The sequence below is a fragment of the Salinisphaera sp. RV14 genome, from assembly GCF_052044135.1.
Classification (GTDB): domain Bacteria; phylum Pseudomonadota; class Gammaproteobacteria; order Nevskiales; family Salinisphaeraceae; genus Salinisphaera.
This window is the reverse complement of record NZ_JBQDYF010000002.1, coordinates 140,556-157,488: the sequence shown is the minus strand read 5'-3', so window position 1 is coordinate 157,488 and position 16,933 is coordinate 140,556. Positions and strand designations below refer to the sequence as shown.

The following is a 16,933-nucleotide window of genomic DNA, read 5'->3' as shown; positions in this document are numbered from 1 at the left end:
ACGCCTCGTGCCGCGCTCCGCGGCTCAGCGGCGCGACTTCGGCGCCGCCCGCTCGGCGCGCGCCAGGCCCACCACGAGCGTGACCGCGAACAGGAACACCACGCCCGCCATCAGCCACAGACCGGGGCCCAGGCCGCCGAAGAACTGTGCGATGAGAACCAGCCCCGCGACCGGCGGCGCGAGAAATGCAGCGGCCAGCGCCACCGGCCACCAGGCCCAGCCGCGTCGGCCCTGCAATTCGGGACGCGCCCGGCCCATCAGTGGTGACCGTAGCCGGTCAGCTTGGATATGCGGGCCCGGAACACCCAGATCTGATACCAGTTGTAGATCAACATCACCGGCAGGAAGCCGCCCATGGCCATGGTGAACGTCACCAGCGACACCGACGGGCTGGCCGCGTCGTAGATCGTCCATGTGTTGGGCACCAGCCAGGGCAGCATGGTGAACATCATCGCCAGCCACATGATGGCGATGGCCGCGTTCAGCCACAGAATGGCGAACAGATCGCGACCGAGGCGTGACGAACGCCGCATGCGAACCACGGCATAGACCACCGCCAGCGCCACCAGCCCCCAGACCCAGAAATAGGGCCCCAGCCACTTGTCCGCCGCCCAGGGGAATTTCAGCAGGCTCCAGACCACGGTCACCACCACGGCCACGAGCGAGGCATAGAACGAACGATCGACCCAGTGCGCGGCATGCCGACGGATCGCCTCGGTACGCTCGAACCGGGCCCGGATGAACAGGCTGCCGGCCAGCGATGCCGCCACCACCGCGCCCACGCCGGTCCACAGACTGAACGGGCTGATGAAACGAAACATGCCGCCGGCATAGGTCGGCACGTTGCCATCGGTGAGCGGATAGCCTTCGAGCACCGCGCCCATCGCCATGCCGGCAAAGAACAGCGTGGTGAGGCTGGCCACACCGAACAGGCCATCCCAGAGATGCGCACTGCGCTCGGAATGATGCCGGAACTCGAGCGCGATGGCGCGCATCATGATGCTCCACAGCACGATGATCAGCGGCAGCATCAGATAGTGGAAGGCCGAGCCGTAAACCAGCGGGAAGGTGCCGAACAACACGCCGCCGGCGACCACCAGCCAGGTTTCGTTGGCATCCCAGGTGCCGGCCATGGCGGCCATGATGCCGCCGCGCTCATCCGGGTCCCGCACGAACAGCGAAAACACCCCGGCGCCCAGGTCCGCCCCGTCGAGCATGATGTAAAGCAGCAGACTGAAACCCAGCGCGAACCACCACGCATAGATTACGAACAGGTGCAGTTCTCCGATATCCGCAGGCATGACGTCTTTCCTCTACGGCCGTTCGTAGGCCGGGCGCGCGTCGTCAGCGCCCGGATGGGATTCGAGATGCCCGATCGCTTCGTCCCCGCCGCGTAGCACCGGCGCTTCGAGGTCGGGGCCCTGGCGGATCACCTTGGCCATGAAGTACCAGGTGAAAAACCACACCACGAGCTCAAAGATAATGAAGCCGACCAGCCAGATGGCAGCCTCGACCACGGTCATGCGGCTCACCCCCTGTTCGATGCGCATCATGCCATCGACCAGCCAGGGCTGGCGCGCGACCTCGCGCGTCCACCAGCCGGTCCATATCGCCAGAAACGGCAGGAACGCGCTGAATACGGCTGTCCGCAGGAACCACCGGCGCGCGCGACCAGTGGCCGAGAACAGGCGTCGGGTATAAACCATCCAGACGCCCCAGAACGCCACCAGCACGAGGAAGAAACCGATCGCCAGCATCACACGGAAGGCGTAGAACGGAACCCACACCGGCGGCCGGTCGGCCTTGGGGGTCTGATCCAGACCCGGAACCTTGCCGCTCCAGGTATGCGTCTCGATCAGGCTGAGCGCGTGCGGTATGGTGATCGCCCAGCGGTTTTCGCCGGCCGCGTCGTCCGGCCAGGCCACGATGTGCCAACCCGTGTTCACGCTGCCGTCCGGCGCGTAGGTATGATAATGGCCTTCCATCGCGGCCAGCGCAGCAGGCTGGTGCTCGGCGACTACCTGCCCGAGATCGTCGCCCAGATACACCTGCAGCGGAGCGACCAGGGCCGCCGCCACCAACGCGTAGGCCAGCGGGCGGCTGAATACACTCTCGTGCCGTTTGTGGAGCAAATGCCAGGCACTGACGCCGATCACCACGAACAGTGCCAGTTCCACCGCGGCCACCCACATATGGGCGAATGACGGCAGAAAATTGGGATTGAAAATCGCCGCGCCCCAGTCGGTGACGTGGAATATGCCGTCACGCAACTCGACGCCGGTCGGCGTCTGCATCCAGGCGTTCGCATTCATGATCCAGAACGCCGACACCGTCGACGACAGCATCACGTTGAAGGTCGCGAACAGATGCATGCGCCGGCTGATCTTGCCCCAGCCGAAGATCATCAGGCCGATGAAGCCGGCCTCGTACATGAAGGCGGTGATCGTTTCGTAGCCGAGCACGTTGCCGAAGTAAGGCCCGGCGGCCTGGGAGAACGGACCATACAGAATGCCGAACGCCATCTCCATGGTGACGCCGGTCGCCACGCCGGCGCCGAAATTGATGATGAACAGTTTTTCGAAGAACCGGGTCAGCCGGTACCACATGTCGTCGTCGGTTCTCAGCCAGCGCCATTCGGCGAAGAACAGCAGCAGCGCCATGCCGATGGTCAGCGGCGGGTAGAGAAAGTGCATGCTCGCCACCCACGCAAAATCCAGACGGGACAGCATGATCGCGGTTGCACTTTCCATGTCGCATCAACCTTTTCTAGCGGTTTCACCGAATGCGAATAATACCATAGTCGTAGACCGGACGGTCGCGACACAGGGTCGCAGGCACCGGCCATCATCGCGGCAAGCGACCTCAGAACCGATTGAGCGGGATTTTCAGATACGAGTGTCCATCGTCCTCGGGTTCGGGCAAATGCCCGCCGCGCGTGTTGACCTGCAACGCAGCCAGCATCAAAGCCGGCAGCGGCAGCGTGGCGTCGCGCGCCTCGCGCATGGCAACGTACGCGTCCTCGTCGGGCGCGTCACGCAGATGGTTGTTGCGCGCCCGTTGCTCGGCCACGGTCGACTCCCAGCGCGCCTCGCGCCCCCCGGGCCGGTAATCGTGGCCCACGAACAGGCGCGTGGCATCCGGCAGTTCGAGAATGCGCTGTATCGAGCGGTACAACGTGCGCGCGTCGCCGCCGGGGAAATCCGCCCGCGCGGTACCGCTGTCGGGCATGAACAGAGTGTCGTGCACGAACGCCGCATCGCCGATCACATAGGTGATCGAAGCCAGCGTGTGGCCGGGCGAGAACATGACGCGGCCTTCCAGAGCCCCCACATTGAACGCATCGCCATCGGCGAACAGCCGGTCCCACTGCCGGCCATCGGTCGCGTAGCCGGCACCGAAGTTGTAGATCGTCTGCCACAGTTTCTGCACTTCGACGACCTTCTCGCCGATCGCGCGCGGCGCCCCGTAGCGCTCACCCAGAAGCACGCCGGCCGAGAAATGATCGGCATGAGGATGAGTATCCAGAATCCAGTCCACGGTCAAGCCGCGCGCCGCGATGAAGGCAGTCATCGCGTCGACGGATTCAGTGGAGGTTCGCGCCGACGCCTCTTCGTAATTCCAGACCGGGTCGATGATGGCACATCGAGCCGTTGTCGGATCGATCACGACGTATTGCACGCTGCCGGTCTTGTCATCGTGGAAGCCTGCGACTTCCGGGCTGGCCTTGGCCATTGAACGCTCCTCGATCATGGAGAATATGATGTCGCACGACCCGCGGGTCGCCGGCTGCATATGCCTTTTACTTATTTGCATATACTTTTTATTTAATTTATACCCTCGGGGGTATGCTTTCAACCATCAGGAGCGGAGCATGAGCGACCACGATGAAAACCAGAAAAAACACCGCGTGGTGGTCGCCGGGGGCGGCACGGCGGGCATTCCAGTGGCCGCAGCCCTGCTGCGCGCCGATGCCGATCTCGACGTGGCCATCGTCGAACCGAGCGAAACACACTATTACCAGCCCGGCTGGACACTGGTCGGCGGCGGCGACATGCGCGCCGAGGACACGCGCGCGCGCACCGCGGATGTCATGCCGAATCGCGCCACCTGGATCAAGGACGCGGTGGCCGGCTTCGATCCCGATCACAATCGCCTGACGCTGGGGTCCGGAACCACACTGGCATACGACTACCTCGTAGTCGCCATGGGCCTGCAGATCGACTGGGACGCGATCGAGGGGCTGACCGACACCCTGGGCGCCAACGGCGTGACCTCGAACTATCGCTATGACCTGGCGCCCTATACGCACGAGCTGGCTACAAGCCTGGGCGAAGGCGCCCACGCCCTGTTCACCCAGCCCGCGATGCCGATCAAATGCGCCGGCGCGCCCCAGAAGGCGCTGTATCTGACCGCCGACACCCTGCGCCGGCGCGGGGTGAAGGCGAGCATCGACTTCTACAACCAGGGCGGCGCCATGTTCGGCGTCCCCGCCTACGCGCGCGAACTGGACAAGGTTATCGCCGGCTACGGCGCCACACCCCGGTTCGGCCATAACCTGGTGGCCGTGGACGGTCCCGCACAGCAGGCGACGTTCGATACCGGGGGCAGTACGGTCACCGCCGATTTCGACATGCTGCACGTGGTGCCGCCGCAGTCCGCGCCCGATGTCATCAAGAACAGCCCGCTGGCCGGCGAGGCCGGCTGGGTAACGGTCGACAAGAACCGGCTCACGCATACGCGCTACGACAACGTCTTCGCGCTGGGCGACTGCACCGACACGCCCAATGCCAAGACCATGGCCGCCGTACGCCGGCAGTTCCCGGTGGTGGTCTCGGCGCTGCGCAAGGCCATGGGTGCCGCGGCCACCGCCCAGGAATACGACGGCTACGGCGCCTGCCCGCTGACGGTCGCCCACGGCCGGATGTTGTTGGCCGAGTTCCGCTACGGCGGCGAAGTCGTATCGAGCTTTCCGCTCGATCCAACCCAGCCGCGCCGGATTTACTGGCCACTCAAGACGCGCTTCTTCCCATGGCTGTATTGGCACGTAATGCTTCAGGGCAAGCCGTGGTCTCTGCCGAAACCCAAGCGGCGTGCCGACCTGACCGCCTGACCATCACACAAGAGGATCGCCGTGCTGACCCCCATCACGAACTTTACCCCCGGCATCGCGCTCGGCGGCGGACTGCTCATCGGCGCCGGCGCCGTCCTGCTCATGGCCGGGCTGGGCCGCATCGCCGGCATCTCGGGCATGGTCCACGGCCTGTTTTCGGGCCAACCCGGCCATGGCTGGCGGGCCAGCTTCCTCGTCGGGCTGGTCGCCGGAGCCGGGGTCTATGTGGCGCTCTGGCCCGGCGATATCCCGGTTCGCCATGGGTTTCCGGTATGGCTGCTGATACTCGCCGGGTTATTGGTGGGCGCCGGCACCCGACTCGGCTCGGGCTGCACCAGCGGCCACGGCGTCTGCGGCATCGCCCGCCGGTCGAAGCGTTCGCTCACGGCCACGACCGTGTTCATGGCCTGCGGCATCATCACCGCCATCATACTGCGTCACGGCCTGGGGGTATCGTCATGAAACAGCACCTGATCGCGATCGCGGCGGGCCTGGTCTTCGGCTTCGGACTCTGCCTGTCGCATATGGCGGACCCGGACAAGGTCCTGGCATTCCTGGATCTGGCCGGCGGCTGGGACCCGAGCCTGGCGCTGGTGATGGGGGGCGCGCTGCTGGTGACCTTCCCGGCGTTTGCCGTCTTGCGCGGCTGGCGCCGCCCGTGGGCGGACACGGCCATGCACTGGCCGACCGCGACCGATATCGACCACCGGCTGGTGCTGGGCGCAGCGCTGTTCGGCATCGGCTGGGGGCTGGGCGGTTACTGCCCCGGCCCGGCATTGGCGGCACTCACCTTCAACCCGCACGAAGCATTGATCTTCGTGGCCGCGCTGGTCATCGGCGGCCATGTCGCCGGCTGGCTGGCACGTTGAGGCCGGCGGCGCTCAACCGTAGCGCGCGAGCAGTTCGGTGGCGTACTTGAGCCGCTGGCGGGCATCCTCGGCGTCCAGCCCATGACAGTTCAACTCATGCTCGATCACGCAGGACAGCATGTTGTAGAAGGTCCGGTCCAGCGCCTTGCGCGCCGCCGACATCTGGACGGCGATATCCTCGCATTCGGCATCGCGCTCGATCATCGTCTGCAGACCACGCACCTGACCCTCGATCCGCTTGAGCCGGCGCACGAGCGCCGCCTTGTTGGATTCCCACTCCGGGTCGTTCGCGGTATGTGCCAGATCGGTCATTGCTAGCTCCGACGTTGCGCAACGGGCCTCAGCCGCAGGGCTCGGGCGCCGCGGCCCTAGAACGGAATATCGTCGTCCAGATCGTCATCGAAGCCGGGATCGCCGCCGGCCGGCTGCGGCCGCTGGTACTGCGGCGCGCCGCCCTGGTTACCGCCCTGGTTACCGCCGTAGTTCTGGCCGCCAGCCTGGCCTGCGCCCTGGCTGCGCTGGCCCCCGCCGCCGCCGAACGGCGCGCTGCCACCCTGGCCGGCACCGCGGGAATCGAGCATCTGCATCTCGTTGGCCACGATTTCGGTGGTGTACTGATCGACACCGTCCTTGTTCTGCCACTTGCGCGTCTGGATCCGGCCCTCGACATAGACCTTGGAGCCCTTGCGCAGATACTCGCCGGCCACTTCCGCCAGGCGCGCGAAGAACACCACGCGATGCCATTCGGTGCGTTCCTGCATTTCACCGGACGACTTGTCGCGCCAGCTTTCGGAGGTCGCGACATTGACGTTGGTGACCGCCGTACCGCCCGCGGTATAGCGCGTTTCCGGATCGGCCCCGAGGTTACCGATAATAATGGCCTTGTTGACGCCTCGACTTGCCATGACAGGACTCCGTACGTGTGCCGTATTACGCGATGCAAAGATTCGATCGGCGTCGATTCTACATGGCGCCGGCAATTCGTGATGCCCGACTCGGCGCAACACGCGCCACCGCGTCGTTCACGACCCGACCCGGGCCACGCGCTGCGCCAGGGACGGCCGATCGCTCAGGACGCGGTCGCCGCAGTGTGCGTGCTGAAGGGTTCGAAGGCTTCGGTACCCACGACCTTGCCGTCGTACTTGATATAGGCCACGCCGTCCTCGGGCACCACCACGGCCTCGAACACGCCGTCGATGGCTTCGATCTCGCCCGCCAGCCGGCGCGCCGCGTCGTCGTCGACATCGCCGACATGCACCATGAACGTCCGCGCGAAACGCGGCTTGGGCATGGTCGCGGCCACGAGCAGCCAGACCAGCGCGGCCAGCGCGCAGAAACCGAACACGCCGGCGTCACCGCCGACACTGTAGGTCCAGCCCCCGACCGCACCGCCCACGAAAATGCCGAAGAACTGCGCACTGGAATACACGCCGAGTGCGGTGCCCTTGGCATCGGCCGGTGCGACCTTGGAAATCAGCGACGGCAGCGTCGCCTCCATGACGTTGAAGGCGGTGAAGAACACGACCATCATCACGATCAGTTCGGCCAGGCTGGCATGGTAGAACGTCAGGATGACCTGGCTGACCAGCAGCGCGGCGATCGAGCCCACGAACACCGGCTTCATCTGCCGCTTGGCCTCGGCGACGATGATCACCGGCAGCATGAGCGCCACCGAGACCGCGAGCACCGGCAAATAGACGACCCACTGGTAGTCCTCGTGCACGCCGCCGACGTTATGCAGCAGCCGCGGCAGCACGATGAAGCTCGCCGTCAGGATCGTGTGCAGGGTAAAGATCGCAAAATCCAGCCGCAGCAGTTCACCGTTGGTGAGTACACGCTTGAACAGCGCCGGCACCGCCTCGGCGTCGCGATGCGAGCGGGCCGCCTTGGGCTCGGGGGTCGCGCCGTAAAGCACGAACAGACCCAGCAGCGACAACAGCGCCGTGAACCAGAAGATGCCCGGCACGCCGACCCAGCCGCTGATCAGCGGGCCGAGCACCATCGCCACGGCAAAGGCCAGGCCGATGCTGATGCCGATCATGGCCATGGCCTTGGTGCGGGTTTCCTCGCGCGTCAGGTCGGCATTGAGCGCCAGAATGGTCGAGCCGACCGCGCCCGATCCCTGCAGGATGCGGCCGAAAATGACGCCGTAGATCGAGGTCGACAACGCCGCCACCACGCTGCCGATGGCCAGAATCACCAGGCCGCCGGCGATGATGTGCTTGCGGCCGAAACGATCGGAGGCAAAGCCGAGCGGAATCTGCAGCAAGGCCTGGGTCAGCCCGTAGGCGCCCAGCGCCAGACCCACCAGGATCGGCGTCGAGCCGGTGAGCTGCTTCGAATAGAAGGTGAACACCGGATAGATCATGAACAGGCCGAGCATCCGCAAGGAAAAGATGCTCGCCAGCGCCATGGCCGCGCGTTTTTCGAACTGGTTCATACGTCGCCCGTGGTTTGGCCGCGCCGCCGATTCCCGATCCCCCTCGGGAGGCCTCGCGGCACGGTTGGCATTCGGACCGTGGCGCGTCGTGCCCAACGCGTCCGGCGACTGAGGCGCGTCGGCGCCCCCTGGGCCGCGAAAGATAGCACAGCGTCGGGGTTGCCCGAATTACGACGCGCTTGCCGCACTGGGTATACTCAGCGGTTGACCTTGTCCGATGCAGCCATTAATGGAAAGTCATATCCGCATCCGCGGCGCGCGGACGCACAATCTCGCCAACATCAACGTCGACCTGCCCCGCGATCAGCTGATCGTGATCACCGGCCTGTCCGGTTCGGGCAAGTCGTCGCTCGCCTTCGACACGATCTATGCCGAGGGCCAGCGGCGTTACGTCGAATCGTTGTCGGCGTATGCCCGCCAGTTCCTGTCGATGATGGAAAAACCGGACCTGGATTCCATCGAGGGGCTGTCGCCGGCGATCTCGATCGAGCAGAAGTCGACCTCGCACAACCCGCGCTCGACGGTGGGCACGGTTACCGAAATCCACGATTACCTGCGCCTGTTGTTCGCGCGCGCCGGCACACCCTTCTGCCCGCACCACGACGAGCCGCTGGCGGCCCAGAGCGTGTCGGAAATGGTCGACCAGACGCTGACCAAGGCGGCCGAATCGGCCTGGATGCTGCTCGCCCCGGTGATCCGCTCGCGCAAGGGCGAGCATCGCGAGATCTTCGAGCAGATGCGCGGCCAGGGCTTCGTGCGCATGCGGGTCGACGGCGAGGTCATCGAGCTCGACGAGAACGTGCCCGAACTCGATCCGAAGAAGAAACACGACCTGGAAGTCGTGGTCGATCGCTTCAAGGTACGCGACGGCATCCAGCAGCGCCTGGCCGAGTCGTTCGAGACCGCGCTGCGCCTGTCGGAAGGCATCGCCTGGATCATGCCCTGGCGCGGCGATGGCGAGCCCGAGGTGTTCTCCTCGCAGTTCGCCTGCCCGGTCTGCGGTTATTCCATCAACGACATGGAACCGCGGATGTTTTCCTTCAACTCGCCGCATGGCGCCTGCCCGACCTGCGACGGCCTGGGCTCGCAGAGCGTGTTCGACGTGGATCGGGTGATCACCGACGACACGCTGAGCCTGGCCGGCGGCGCGGTACGCGGCTGGGATCGGCGCAACCCGTATTTCTTCGGCCTGATCGAGTCGCTGGCCGAAACCTATGGCTTCGATGTGGACACGCCCTGGCGCGATTTGCCGGACCAGGCCCGCAAGGTGATCCTGAACGGCTCCGGCGGCCAGAAGATCGAGTTCCGCTACGTCAATGCGCGCGGCCGCACCCGCGTGCGCAAGCATGCCTTCGAGGGCGTGCTCGACAACATGCAACGCCGCTATGCCGAGACGGATTCGCTGGCGGTACGCGAGGAACTGGCCAAGTATCTGTCGGACAAGGCCTGCCCGACCTGCGACGGCGCGCGTCTGAATGAGGCGGCACGGCATGTCCGGGTGGCCGACAAGACCCTGCCCGAGATCAACGCGGCCAGCATTTCCGGCGCCTACGAAATCGTCGAGAATCTCGACATTCCGGGCCATCGCGCCGAAATCGCCGCGCCGATCCTCAAGGAAGTGAACCAGCGGCTGAAGTTCCTGTTGGACGTTGGCCTCAATTACCTGACGCTGTCACGATCCGCCGAGACGCTATCCGGCGGCGAAGCCCAGCGTATTCGCCTGGCCAGCCAGATCGGCGCCGGTCTGGTGGGCGTGATGTACGTACTGGACGAACCGTCCATCGGCCTGCATCAGCGCGACAACCGCCGCCTGCTGAATACGCTGGAGCGCCTGCGCGATCTCGGCAATACCGTGATCGTGGTCGAGCACGACGAGGACGCCATCCGCGAGGCCGACTACGTGGTCGACATGGGCCCGGGCGCGGGCGATCACGGCGGCCAGCTCATCGCCCAGGGCACGGCGGCCGAGATTGCCGCGCACCCGGATTCGCTGACCGGCCAGTATCTGTCGTCCCGGCTGACCATTCCGATTCCGGAAAAACGCATTGCCTACGACAGTCAACGCCAGATCCGGATTCGCGGCGCGCGCGGCAACAATCTCAAGAACGTGGATGCCGCATTCTGCATGGGCCAGCTCACCTGCGTGACCGGCGTGTCCGGCTCGGGCAAGTCGACGCTGATCAACGAGACCCTGTTTCCGGCCGCCGCGCGTCAGGTCAATCGGGCCGTGGCGCGCGCCGCGCCGGTGACCGCGATCGACGGCCTGGAGCATCTGGACAAGGTCATCGATATCAACCAGGCGCCGATCGGGCGCACACCGCGCTCCAATCCGGCCACCTATACCGGCCTGTTCGGCACCATCCGCGAGCTGTTCGCCAACACCCCGGAAGCCCGGGCCCGCGGTTACAAGCCGGGGCGGTTTTCGTTCAACGTCAAGGGCGGGCGCTGCGAAACCTGTCAGGGCGACGGCGTGATCAAGGTGGAAATGCATTTCCTGCCGGATATCTACGTCACCTGCGAGACCTGCCACGGCGCGCGCTACAACCGCGAAACGCTGGAAGTCCATTACAAGGGCAAGACCATCGCCGAGGTACTGGACATGCGGGTCGAGGCAGCCGCCGAGTTCTTCGCCCCGGTGCCGAGCCTCAAGCGCAAGCTGGATACGCTGATCGACGTCGGCCTGTCCTACGTCAAGCTGGGCCAGAACGCGACCACGCTGTCAGGCGGCGAGGCCCAGCGCATCAAGCTCGCCCGCGAGCTGTCCAAGCGCGATACCGGCCGCACGCTCTATCTGCTGGACGAACCGACCACCGGCCTGCACTTCCACGACATCAAGCATTTGCTGGAGGTCCTGCTGCGCCTGCGCGAGGCCGGCAACGCCGTGGTCGTGATCGAGCACAATCTGGATGTGATCAAGACCGCCGACTGGCTGATCGACCTCGGCCCCGAAGGCGGCGCGGGCGGCGGCGAGATCATCGCCACCGGCACGCCGGAGGATGTGGCCGAGGTTGCGGCATCGCACACCGGACAGTTCCTCAAACCCATGCTGGGCGATACACGGCCCGGCACCGGCCACAACACCGCCGGCGACAAGCGCGACCTGGCGCTGCCGCCGAAAAAACAGAAGAAAACCCGAAAGTCGCCCGGCCGGCCGAAAAACAACGCCACCGCCAGCTGACGCGGGCCGTCATCCGCTGCCGGCCGCAGGCGCCGGCGGCGGAATCGCGTCGGGCCGACTCGCGGCGGAAAACTGCAGCTTCACCCGATATGGGTCTGGTGCATGCGGCCCCGCCCGATATCAGCGGGCCGACCAGATCAGCGTCGCCATCCGACCGGTTGCGCCGTCGCGTCGGTAGGAATAGAAACGCTCCGGCGCCGCCACCGTGCACAGCCCGCCCCCGAACACGCGTGTGACGCCCGCGCATGCAAGCCGCAACCGGGCCAGCCCGTAAATATCAGCTAGATATTTACCCGCTTTCGCCTTTGGCGCAAACATGCGCGCGGATTCGGCATGCCGACAGACGAAAGCCTGGCGCACATCGGCGCCGACCTCGAAGTTTTCCGGGCCGATCGCCGGGCCCATCCAGGCCAGCAGATCGCCCGGCTCTGCCGCCATCGCGGCAACGGTGGCTTCCAGCACGCCGGCCGCCAACCCGCGCCATCCCGCATGCGCGGCGGCCCAACACGTGCCGCGCGTATCACATAGCACCACCGGCAGACAGTCGGCGGTGAGCACGGCCGGCACGCGGTTGGCGCGGGAGGTCACGGCGGCGTCCGCCGGGCCGGCATGACCGGCATCCAGATCGGCCACCGTGGTGCCATGGACCTGTGCCAGCCAGGACGGCTCGGCCGGCAGTGCAAGTGCGGTGGCCAGGCGCGCGCGATTGTCGTTCACGGCGCGCGCCGCATCGTCGGTATGCGCGCCGAGGTTGAGGCTGGCGAACGGTGCGGCGCTCGCCCCGCCGGTGCGCAAGGTGGTTCCGGCACGAATATGACCGGGGGCGGGCCAGTCCGCAGCCAGGAAATCGCGCATCGGGTTCACTGGCCGTGCTCCGCCGCGTCCGCGGCCAGGGCGGCGAGCAGACGCTCGAAATCGGCCGGCCGCGGCGCGCTCCATTGCATGGCCTCGCCGGTTGCCGGGTGGGTCAGGCCCAGGGTCGCCGCATGCAGGGCCTGACGGCGAAACCCGCGCAGCGCCTCGGCAAACCCGTCGCTGGACCCCCGGGGCACGCTGAGCCGGCGGCCATAAACCGGATCGCCCAGCAGCGGATAACGAGCGTACGCCAGATGCACGCGGATCTGGTGCGTGCGCCCGGTCTCGAGCTGGCAGCGAATATGGGTATGGGCGCGATAGCGCGTGATCACACGGTAGTGGGTCACCGCCTCCCGTCCGGCCTCGCGCACGGCCATCTTCTTGCGATCCACCGGGTGGCGGTCGATGGGCGCATCGACATGTCCGCCGGCCGTCATCACGCCCACCGCCACGGCTTCGTACTCGCGCTTGACCGTGCGCTCGGCCAGATCGTCGACCAACTGCTTGTGCGCGGCAAAGGTCTTGGCCACCACGAGGATGCCGGAGGTGTCCTTATCCAGCCGGTGCACGATGCCGGCGCGCGGCAGCGCCGCCAACGACGCGTCGTGGGCCACCAGGGCGTTCTGCAGCGTGCCGTCGCGATTGCCGGCGCCCGGATGCATGACCAGCCCGGCCGGCTTGTTGAGCACCAGGATCGCGTCGTCCTCGTGGATGATGTCGAGCGCGATGCGCTCCGGCGCCACCTCGGCGTCGTGCGGCTCGTCCGGCACGGCGAGGCGCACGATCTCGCCGCCGGCCACCGCGGTCTTGGGCGCCGGCGAGGCGCCGTCGACCGTCAGGTCACCACCGGTCAGCCACTGCTTGAGCCGCGAACGCGAATAGTCGGGCAACAGCTCGGCGAGCGTCTTGTCCAGACGCGTGCCGGCATATTCGGCGGGAATGGTCAGCTCGATGCGCGCATCGGCAGCGTGGTTATTCATGGTCAGCCCCGTCATGCCGGCTCAAGCGGCAGCCGGCGCGGGGCCGCGGTTCGCATTCGTATGACTCATTCGCGGGTTCATAGGTATACTTCGGCCTTGTTTTGCATATCAAAAACGCGCGGTTGTCACGCGCTTCGGGGCTCGCATGCGAAAAATCGTTCTCGCGCTGGGCGTGATCGTCACCTTGGTGATGGCCGGCTGCGCCTCCGACAAGGGGATCGACGAAACCGGTTACAGCAAGAAACCACTGACCGACCGCCAGGGGCACAAGCTCAAATCGGCGGACGCGAAGCGGCTCTACAAGTCGGCGCGTGATTTTCTCATGCACGGGCAGCCCAGCCAGGCGCTGCCATTGTACGCGGAGGTGAGCGCCCGGTTCCCGTTTTCCAAATATGCGCCACAATCGGAGCTGGAAACGGTCACCGCGCACTACGACGCGCATGACTACGACCAGGCCGTGGACGCCGCCGATCGCTTTATCAAGCAGCATCCGCGCAATCCGCACATCGACTACGTCTACTACATGCGCGGGCTGTCGAACTATGCGCGCAACAATCCGGGCCTGCTGGGCTCGAATCCGGACAAGCGCAACGTCCAGTATCTCAAGCAGGCATTCAACGATTTCAGCCTGCTGCTGAAGAACTATCCGAACAGCGATTACGCCAAGGATGCGCAGCTGCACATGATCAATATCCGCAATCGTGTCGCAGCGCACGACCTGCATATCGCGGAGTACTACTACAAACGCCGCGCCTACGTGGCCTCCAGCCGCCGCGCCGCGGGCATCGTCAAGCACTATCAGGGTTCGGACTCGGTGCCGCGCGCACTGGAGATCCTGGAGCAATCCTACGCCAAGCTGAACCTGCCCGATCTGGCAGAGGACACCCGCGCCGTTCTGCAGGTCTCTTATCCGAACTACCTGCTCCATCGCAAGGAATTCTATCGCCAGCAGGCCGGCGACAAGCCGGACTACAAACTGCCGGACATGGGCGCCCCGCCGGCCGTCGGCAAGAAATCGGCCAATGGCGACGGCTCCTCCAGCAAGCAGGATAGCGCTAACGGCTGACACGCTAAGCTCGGCACGTAAAAAAGGCCGCGCCGGTTATCCCGCGCGGCCTTTTTTTGGCCTGATCGGCGCTCGCGTCTACAGGTCGCCGTAGACCGCGGTAATCGGATAGCGGCGGTCGCGGCCGAAGGCGCGATGGGTCACCTTCGGCCCGGGGGCCGCCTGGCGGCGCTTGTATTCATTACGCCGGATCAACCCCGCGGCCTGGCGCACGTCGTCTTCGGCAAAGCCGCGCGCGACGATATCCTCGATCGAGGCACCGTCCTCGACATAGGCCTCGATGATCGGATCGAGCACATCGTATTCCGGCAGCGTGTCGGTATCGGCCTGATCGTCGCGCAGCTCGGCCGAGGGCGGGCGCGTGATCACGCGCGCCGGGATGACTTCGCCGCGGGTGTTGCGGAATTTCGCCAACCGGTAGACCCAGGTCTTGTAGACATCCTTGAGCGGTGCGAACCCGCCGCACATGTCGCCGTACAGCGTGGCATAGCCGACCGCCATCTCCGACTTGTTGCCGGTGGCCAGCACGACATGCCCGAACTTGTTCGACATCGACATCAACAACGCGCCGCGGATGCGCGACTGCAGATTCTCCTCCGCGGTGTCGGCCGCCCGATCGCCGAAGATGGGGCCGAGCGTTTCCAGCAGCGCGGCAAATCCCGGCTCGATCGGCACTTCGTCGTAGCGGGCGCCCATGCGCTCGGCCTGGTCGGCGGCATCCACATTGCTGATGTCGGCGGTATAGCGCGACGGCATCGACACGGCCCAGACCCGATCGCCACCCAGCGCATCGGCGGCCACGGCCAGCGCAAGTGCCGAATCGATGCCGCCGGAGGAACCGATCAACGCGCCGGGAAAACCGTTGCGATCGACATAATCGCGCGTCGCACGCACCAGCGCATCGTAGATCAAGGCTTCGGAGCTCGGCAGCTCGGCAATCTCGCCGCGGGCGTTGACCGGCGACCAATCGACGCCGAACACACCGGCCTCGAAGGCCGGCGCGCGCGCGATGATCCGCCCTTGGGCATCAACTGCGCAGGAGCGCCCGTCGAAAACCAGTTCGTCCTGGCCGCCGACGCTGTTGATATAACAGATCGCCAGACCGTTGGCCTGCGCCCGCCGGGCCAGCAACGTCTCGCGCTCGCTCTGTTTGTCGACATGAAATGGCGAGGCATTGAGATTGACCAGAATGTCGGCGCCGGCTGCCGCGGCTTGCGCCGTCGGGCCTTCTTCCCAGAGATCCTCGCAGATCGTTACGCCGACCCGATGGCCGGCCAGGTCAAACACACAGGCGGCATCGCCGGGCTCGTAGTGACGACGATCATCGAACACGCCGTAATTCGGCAGACACTGCTTGCGATAATTCCCGATGCGTTCACCGTCACGCACCACCAGCGCCGCGTTGTAAATCGCACCGTCCACATACTCGGGATACCCGATCACGACGGTAATGCCCGAAAGCTCACGGGTCAGCCGCTCGATCGCGGCGTCGATCGCCGCCGGCAGCCCGCGGCGCAGCAGCAGATCGTCCGGCGGATAACCGAGCAGCGCCAGCTCGGGCGTGACCACGATATCCGCCCCGTCGCGATCGCGCGCGGTCTCGGCGGCCTCGATGATCTGGCGGGCATTGCCGTCGATGTCCCCGACCCATACATTGAGCTGGGCCATGGCCACGCGTAGCGAAGAATCGCTCATTGTCAGTCCTCTATCCCTCGGTGGGTTCGGGGACGGCATCCCCGCTGTCGCCGGCATGTTTGGGCAGATTGTCCGCGATATCAAGCACGCGCTGGTTGTAGAACAGGTGCGCGACCGGTTTCACCGCATCGGGCAGGCGCCCGCCGGCGGCGTCGCGAAAGCGTTCGTTGGGGATTACGATCTCCCCGCGCCGGTTGCGCCCGTGCATCAATCGGCCGCAGTGGGAGCAGTGGTAGCGCCACATGCGCCGGCCGGCCAACCGATGCCCGATCAGCGTCGCATCGTCCGAGACCGTGCGTTTGACCGATTCATTGGGCCAGGCGCTGGCCGACAGGAGTTCCACCCCGTAGAGCTTGCGACAGCTCTCACAGTGGCAGAACGTGCTGCGGCTCGGTGCGCCGCGCGCAACGAGGCGGGTCGCACCGCAGTCGCAGGATAATTCGTAGACGGTCGCCAAGGAAAAAGCTCCGTATGGGCATCGGACCGCGCAGGTCTGGGGCCCACCGGCGCGGCGTCGCCCCGGCACAATACCGGGCCCGCCGATCCGTACCGAAATAACAGGCCGCATATTCTACCGATCACTGCATGCCGTGGGTGCAACAGCATGTCGGGCGTTACCCGTCGATCGCTTAGTTTTTTTAAGACATTTGTCCGCAGATCGACGCAGATAAACGCAGATGCGGTTTAATTTTCGTGGCATGGATGATCCGAGACGCTAATCGGCGACCGAGCCGGCCGGA

At 65.7% G+C, this 16,933-nt stretch carries 16 protein-coding genes; 5 read left to right on the top strand and 11 right to left on the bottom strand.

Annotated features, from left to right (window positions below; translation table 11 throughout):
• Positions 1 to 24: 24 nt before the first annotated feature.
• The 4 genes from ACS8Y6_RS03600 to ACS8Y6_RS03585 all read right to left on the bottom strand — a co-directional run bounded on the left by ACS8Y6_RS03600 (position 25) and on the right by ACS8Y6_RS03585 (position 3,732).
• Entirely contained in the window at positions 25 to 258 is a 234-nt protein-coding gene (locus ACS8Y6_RS03600) for a hypothetical protein (RefSeq protein WP_440849412.1), read from the bottom strand.
• Positions 258 to 1,301: a cytochrome d ubiquinol oxidase subunit II gene (locus tag ACS8Y6_RS03595; protein WP_440849413.1), complete on the bottom strand. Its 1,044-nt coding sequence runs from the start codon at positions 1,299 to 1,301 to the stop codon at positions 258 to 260. Before ACS8Y6_RS03595 ends, ACS8Y6_RS03600 begins: the two co-directional genes overlap by 1 nt.
• A 12-nt stretch (positions 1,302 to 1,313) precedes the next feature.
• Entirely contained in the window at positions 1,314 to 2,750 is a 1,437-nt protein-coding gene (locus tag ACS8Y6_RS03590) for a cytochrome ubiquinol oxidase subunit I (RefSeq protein WP_440849414.1), read from the bottom strand.
• A 112-nt stretch (positions 2,751 to 2,862) separates the two neighbouring features.
• Entirely contained in the window at positions 2,863 to 3,732 is an 870-nt protein-coding gene (locus ACS8Y6_RS03585; protein ID WP_440854978.1) for an MBL fold metallo-hydrolase, read from the bottom strand.
• A 139-nt stretch (positions 3,733 to 3,871) separates the two neighbouring features.
• Between ACS8Y6_RS03585 and ACS8Y6_RS03580 the strand changes: the two genes are divergently transcribed.
• From ACS8Y6_RS03580 to ACS8Y6_RS03570, 3 genes are read left to right on the top strand one after another with little or no spacing between them, the layout of a single operon-like run.
• On the top strand, positions 3,872 to 5,110 hold the full coding sequence (locus ACS8Y6_RS03580; protein ID WP_440849416.1) for an NAD(P)/FAD-dependent oxidoreductase: 1,239 nt from the start codon (positions 3,872 to 3,874) through the stop codon (positions 5,108 to 5,110).
• Between the two features lie 21 nt (positions 5,111 to 5,131).
• Entirely contained in the window at positions 5,132 to 5,572 is a 441-nt protein-coding gene (locus ACS8Y6_RS03575) for a YeeE/YedE family protein (RefSeq protein WP_440849417.1), read from the top strand.
• Entirely contained in the window at positions 5,569 to 5,979 is a 411-nt protein-coding gene (locus tag ACS8Y6_RS03570) for a DUF6691 family protein (RefSeq protein ID WP_440849418.1), read from the top strand. The genes ACS8Y6_RS03575 and ACS8Y6_RS03570 overlap by 4 nt, the downstream gene beginning before the upstream one ends.
• A gap of 12 nt (positions 5,980 to 5,991) precedes the next feature.
• On the opposite strand, the gene ACS8Y6_RS03565 is transcribed toward ACS8Y6_RS03570, so the two are convergent.
• The 3 genes from ACS8Y6_RS03565 to ACS8Y6_RS03555 form a co-directional block, all read right to left on the bottom strand.
• A complete protein-coding gene (locus ACS8Y6_RS03565) occupies positions 5,992 to 6,291 on the bottom strand; it encodes a metal-sensitive transcriptional regulator (RefSeq protein WP_440854977.1) in 300 nt (99 codons plus the stop codon).
• Between the two features lie 56 nt (positions 6,292 to 6,347).
• Positions 6,348 to 6,884, bottom strand: coding sequence for a single-stranded DNA-binding protein (ssb, locus tag ACS8Y6_RS03560; RefSeq protein WP_440854976.1), 537 nt, complete (start codon positions 6,882 to 6,884; stop codon positions 6,348 to 6,350).
• Between the two features lie 164 nt (positions 6,885 to 7,048).
• Positions 7,049 to 8,419, bottom strand: a complete 1,371-nt coding sequence (locus tag ACS8Y6_RS03555; RefSeq protein ID WP_440849421.1) for an MFS transporter — start codon at positions 8,417 to 8,419, stop codon at positions 7,049 to 7,051.
• 229 nt (positions 8,420 to 8,648) lie between these two features.
• On the opposite strand from ACS8Y6_RS03555, the gene uvrA reads away from it, so the two are divergent.
• Positions 8,649 to 11,597, top strand: coding sequence for an excinuclease ABC subunit UvrA (gene uvrA / locus ACS8Y6_RS03550; protein ID WP_440849422.1), 2,949 nt, complete (start codon positions 8,649 to 8,651; stop codon positions 11,595 to 11,597).
• 120 nt (positions 11,598 to 11,717) lie between these two features.
• On the opposite strand, the gene pgeF is transcribed toward uvrA, so the two are convergent.
• The gene (pgeF, locus tag ACS8Y6_RS03545; RefSeq protein WP_440849440.1) at positions 11,718 to 12,452 is read right to left on the bottom strand and encodes a peptidoglycan editing factor PgeF; all 735 of its coding nucleotides are present in this window, start codon (positions 12,450 to 12,452) and stop codon (positions 11,718 to 11,720) included.
• 5 nt (positions 12,453 to 12,457) lie between these two features.
• Positions 12,458 to 13,432, bottom strand: a complete 975-nt coding sequence (rluD, locus tag ACS8Y6_RS03540) for a 23S rRNA pseudouridine(1911/1915/1917) synthase RluD (protein ID WP_440849423.1) — start codon at positions 13,430 to 13,432, stop codon at positions 12,458 to 12,460.
• Between the two features lie 145 nt (positions 13,433 to 13,577).
• Between rluD and ACS8Y6_RS03535 the strand changes: the two genes are divergently transcribed.
• Positions 13,578 to 14,498 (top strand): outer membrane protein assembly factor BamD, encoded by a 921-nt coding sequence (locus ACS8Y6_RS03535; protein WP_440849424.1) that lies wholly within the window; start codon positions 13,578 to 13,580, stop codon positions 14,496 to 14,498.
• A 78-nt stretch (positions 14,499 to 14,576) separates the two neighbouring features.
• Here the strand turns inward: ACS8Y6_RS03535 and ACS8Y6_RS03530 are convergent, their stop codons facing one another.
• Positions 14,577 to 16,193 (bottom strand): NAD+ synthase, encoded by a 1,617-nt coding sequence (locus tag ACS8Y6_RS03530; protein WP_440854975.1) that lies wholly within the window; start codon positions 16,191 to 16,193, stop codon positions 14,577 to 14,579.
• Between the two features lie 10 nt (positions 16,194 to 16,203).
• Positions 16,204 to 16,650 (bottom strand): GFA family protein, encoded by a 447-nt coding sequence (locus ACS8Y6_RS03525; protein ID WP_440849426.1) that lies wholly within the window; start codon positions 16,648 to 16,650, stop codon positions 16,204 to 16,206.
• Positions 16,651 to 16,933 lie beyond the last annotated feature (283 nt).

Coding starts and splice junctions, on each gene's coding strand:
- ACS8Y6_RS03570 (WP_440849418.1), top strand. CDS start 5,569: ATGAAACAGCACCTGATCGCGATCGCGGCGGGCCTGGTCTTCGGCTTC.
- ACS8Y6_RS03535 (WP_440849424.1), top strand. CDS start 13,578: ATGCGAAAAATCGTTCTCGCGCTGGGCGTGATCGTCACCTTGGTGATG.
- ACS8Y6_RS03530 (WP_440854975.1), bottom strand. CDS start 16,193: ATGAGCGATTCTTCGCTACGCGTGGCCATGGCCCAGCTCAATGTATGG.
- rluD (WP_440849423.1), bottom strand. CDS start 13,432: ATGAATAACCACGCTGCCGATGCGCGCATCGAGCTGACCATTCCCGCC.
- uvrA (WP_440849422.1), top strand. CDS start 8,649: ATGGAAAGTCATATCCGCATCCGCGGCGCGCGGACGCACAATCTCGCC.
- ssb (WP_440854976.1), bottom strand. CDS start 6,884: ATGGCAAGTCGAGGCGTCAACAAGGCCATTATTATCGGTAACCTCGGG.
- ACS8Y6_RS03585 (WP_440854978.1), bottom strand. CDS start 3,732: ATGGCCAAGGCCAGCCCGGAAGTCGCAGGCTTCCACGATGACAAGACC.
- ACS8Y6_RS03600 (WP_440849412.1), bottom strand. CDS start 258: ATGGGCCGGGCGCGTCCCGAATTGCAGGGCCGACGCGGCTGGGCCTGG.
- pgeF (WP_440849440.1), bottom strand. CDS start 12,452: ATGCGCGATTTCCTGGCTGCGGACTGGCCCGCCCCCGGTCATATTCGT.
- ACS8Y6_RS03580 (WP_440849416.1), top strand. CDS start 3,872: ATGAGCGACCACGATGAAAACCAGAAAAAACACCGCGTGGTGGTCGCC.
- ACS8Y6_RS03595 (WP_440849413.1), bottom strand. CDS start 1,301: ATGCCTGCGGATATCGGAGAACTGCACCTGTTCGTAATCTATGCGTGG.
- ACS8Y6_RS03590 (WP_440849414.1), bottom strand. CDS start 2,750: ATGGAAAGTGCAACCGCGATCATGCTGTCCCGTCTGGATTTTGCGTGG.
- ACS8Y6_RS03565 (WP_440854977.1), bottom strand. CDS start 6,291: ATGACCGATCTGGCACATACCGCGAACGACCCGGAGTGGGAATCCAAC.
- ACS8Y6_RS03555 (WP_440849421.1), bottom strand. CDS start 8,419: ATGAACCAGTTCGAAAAACGCGCGGCCATGGCGCTGGCGAGCATCTTT.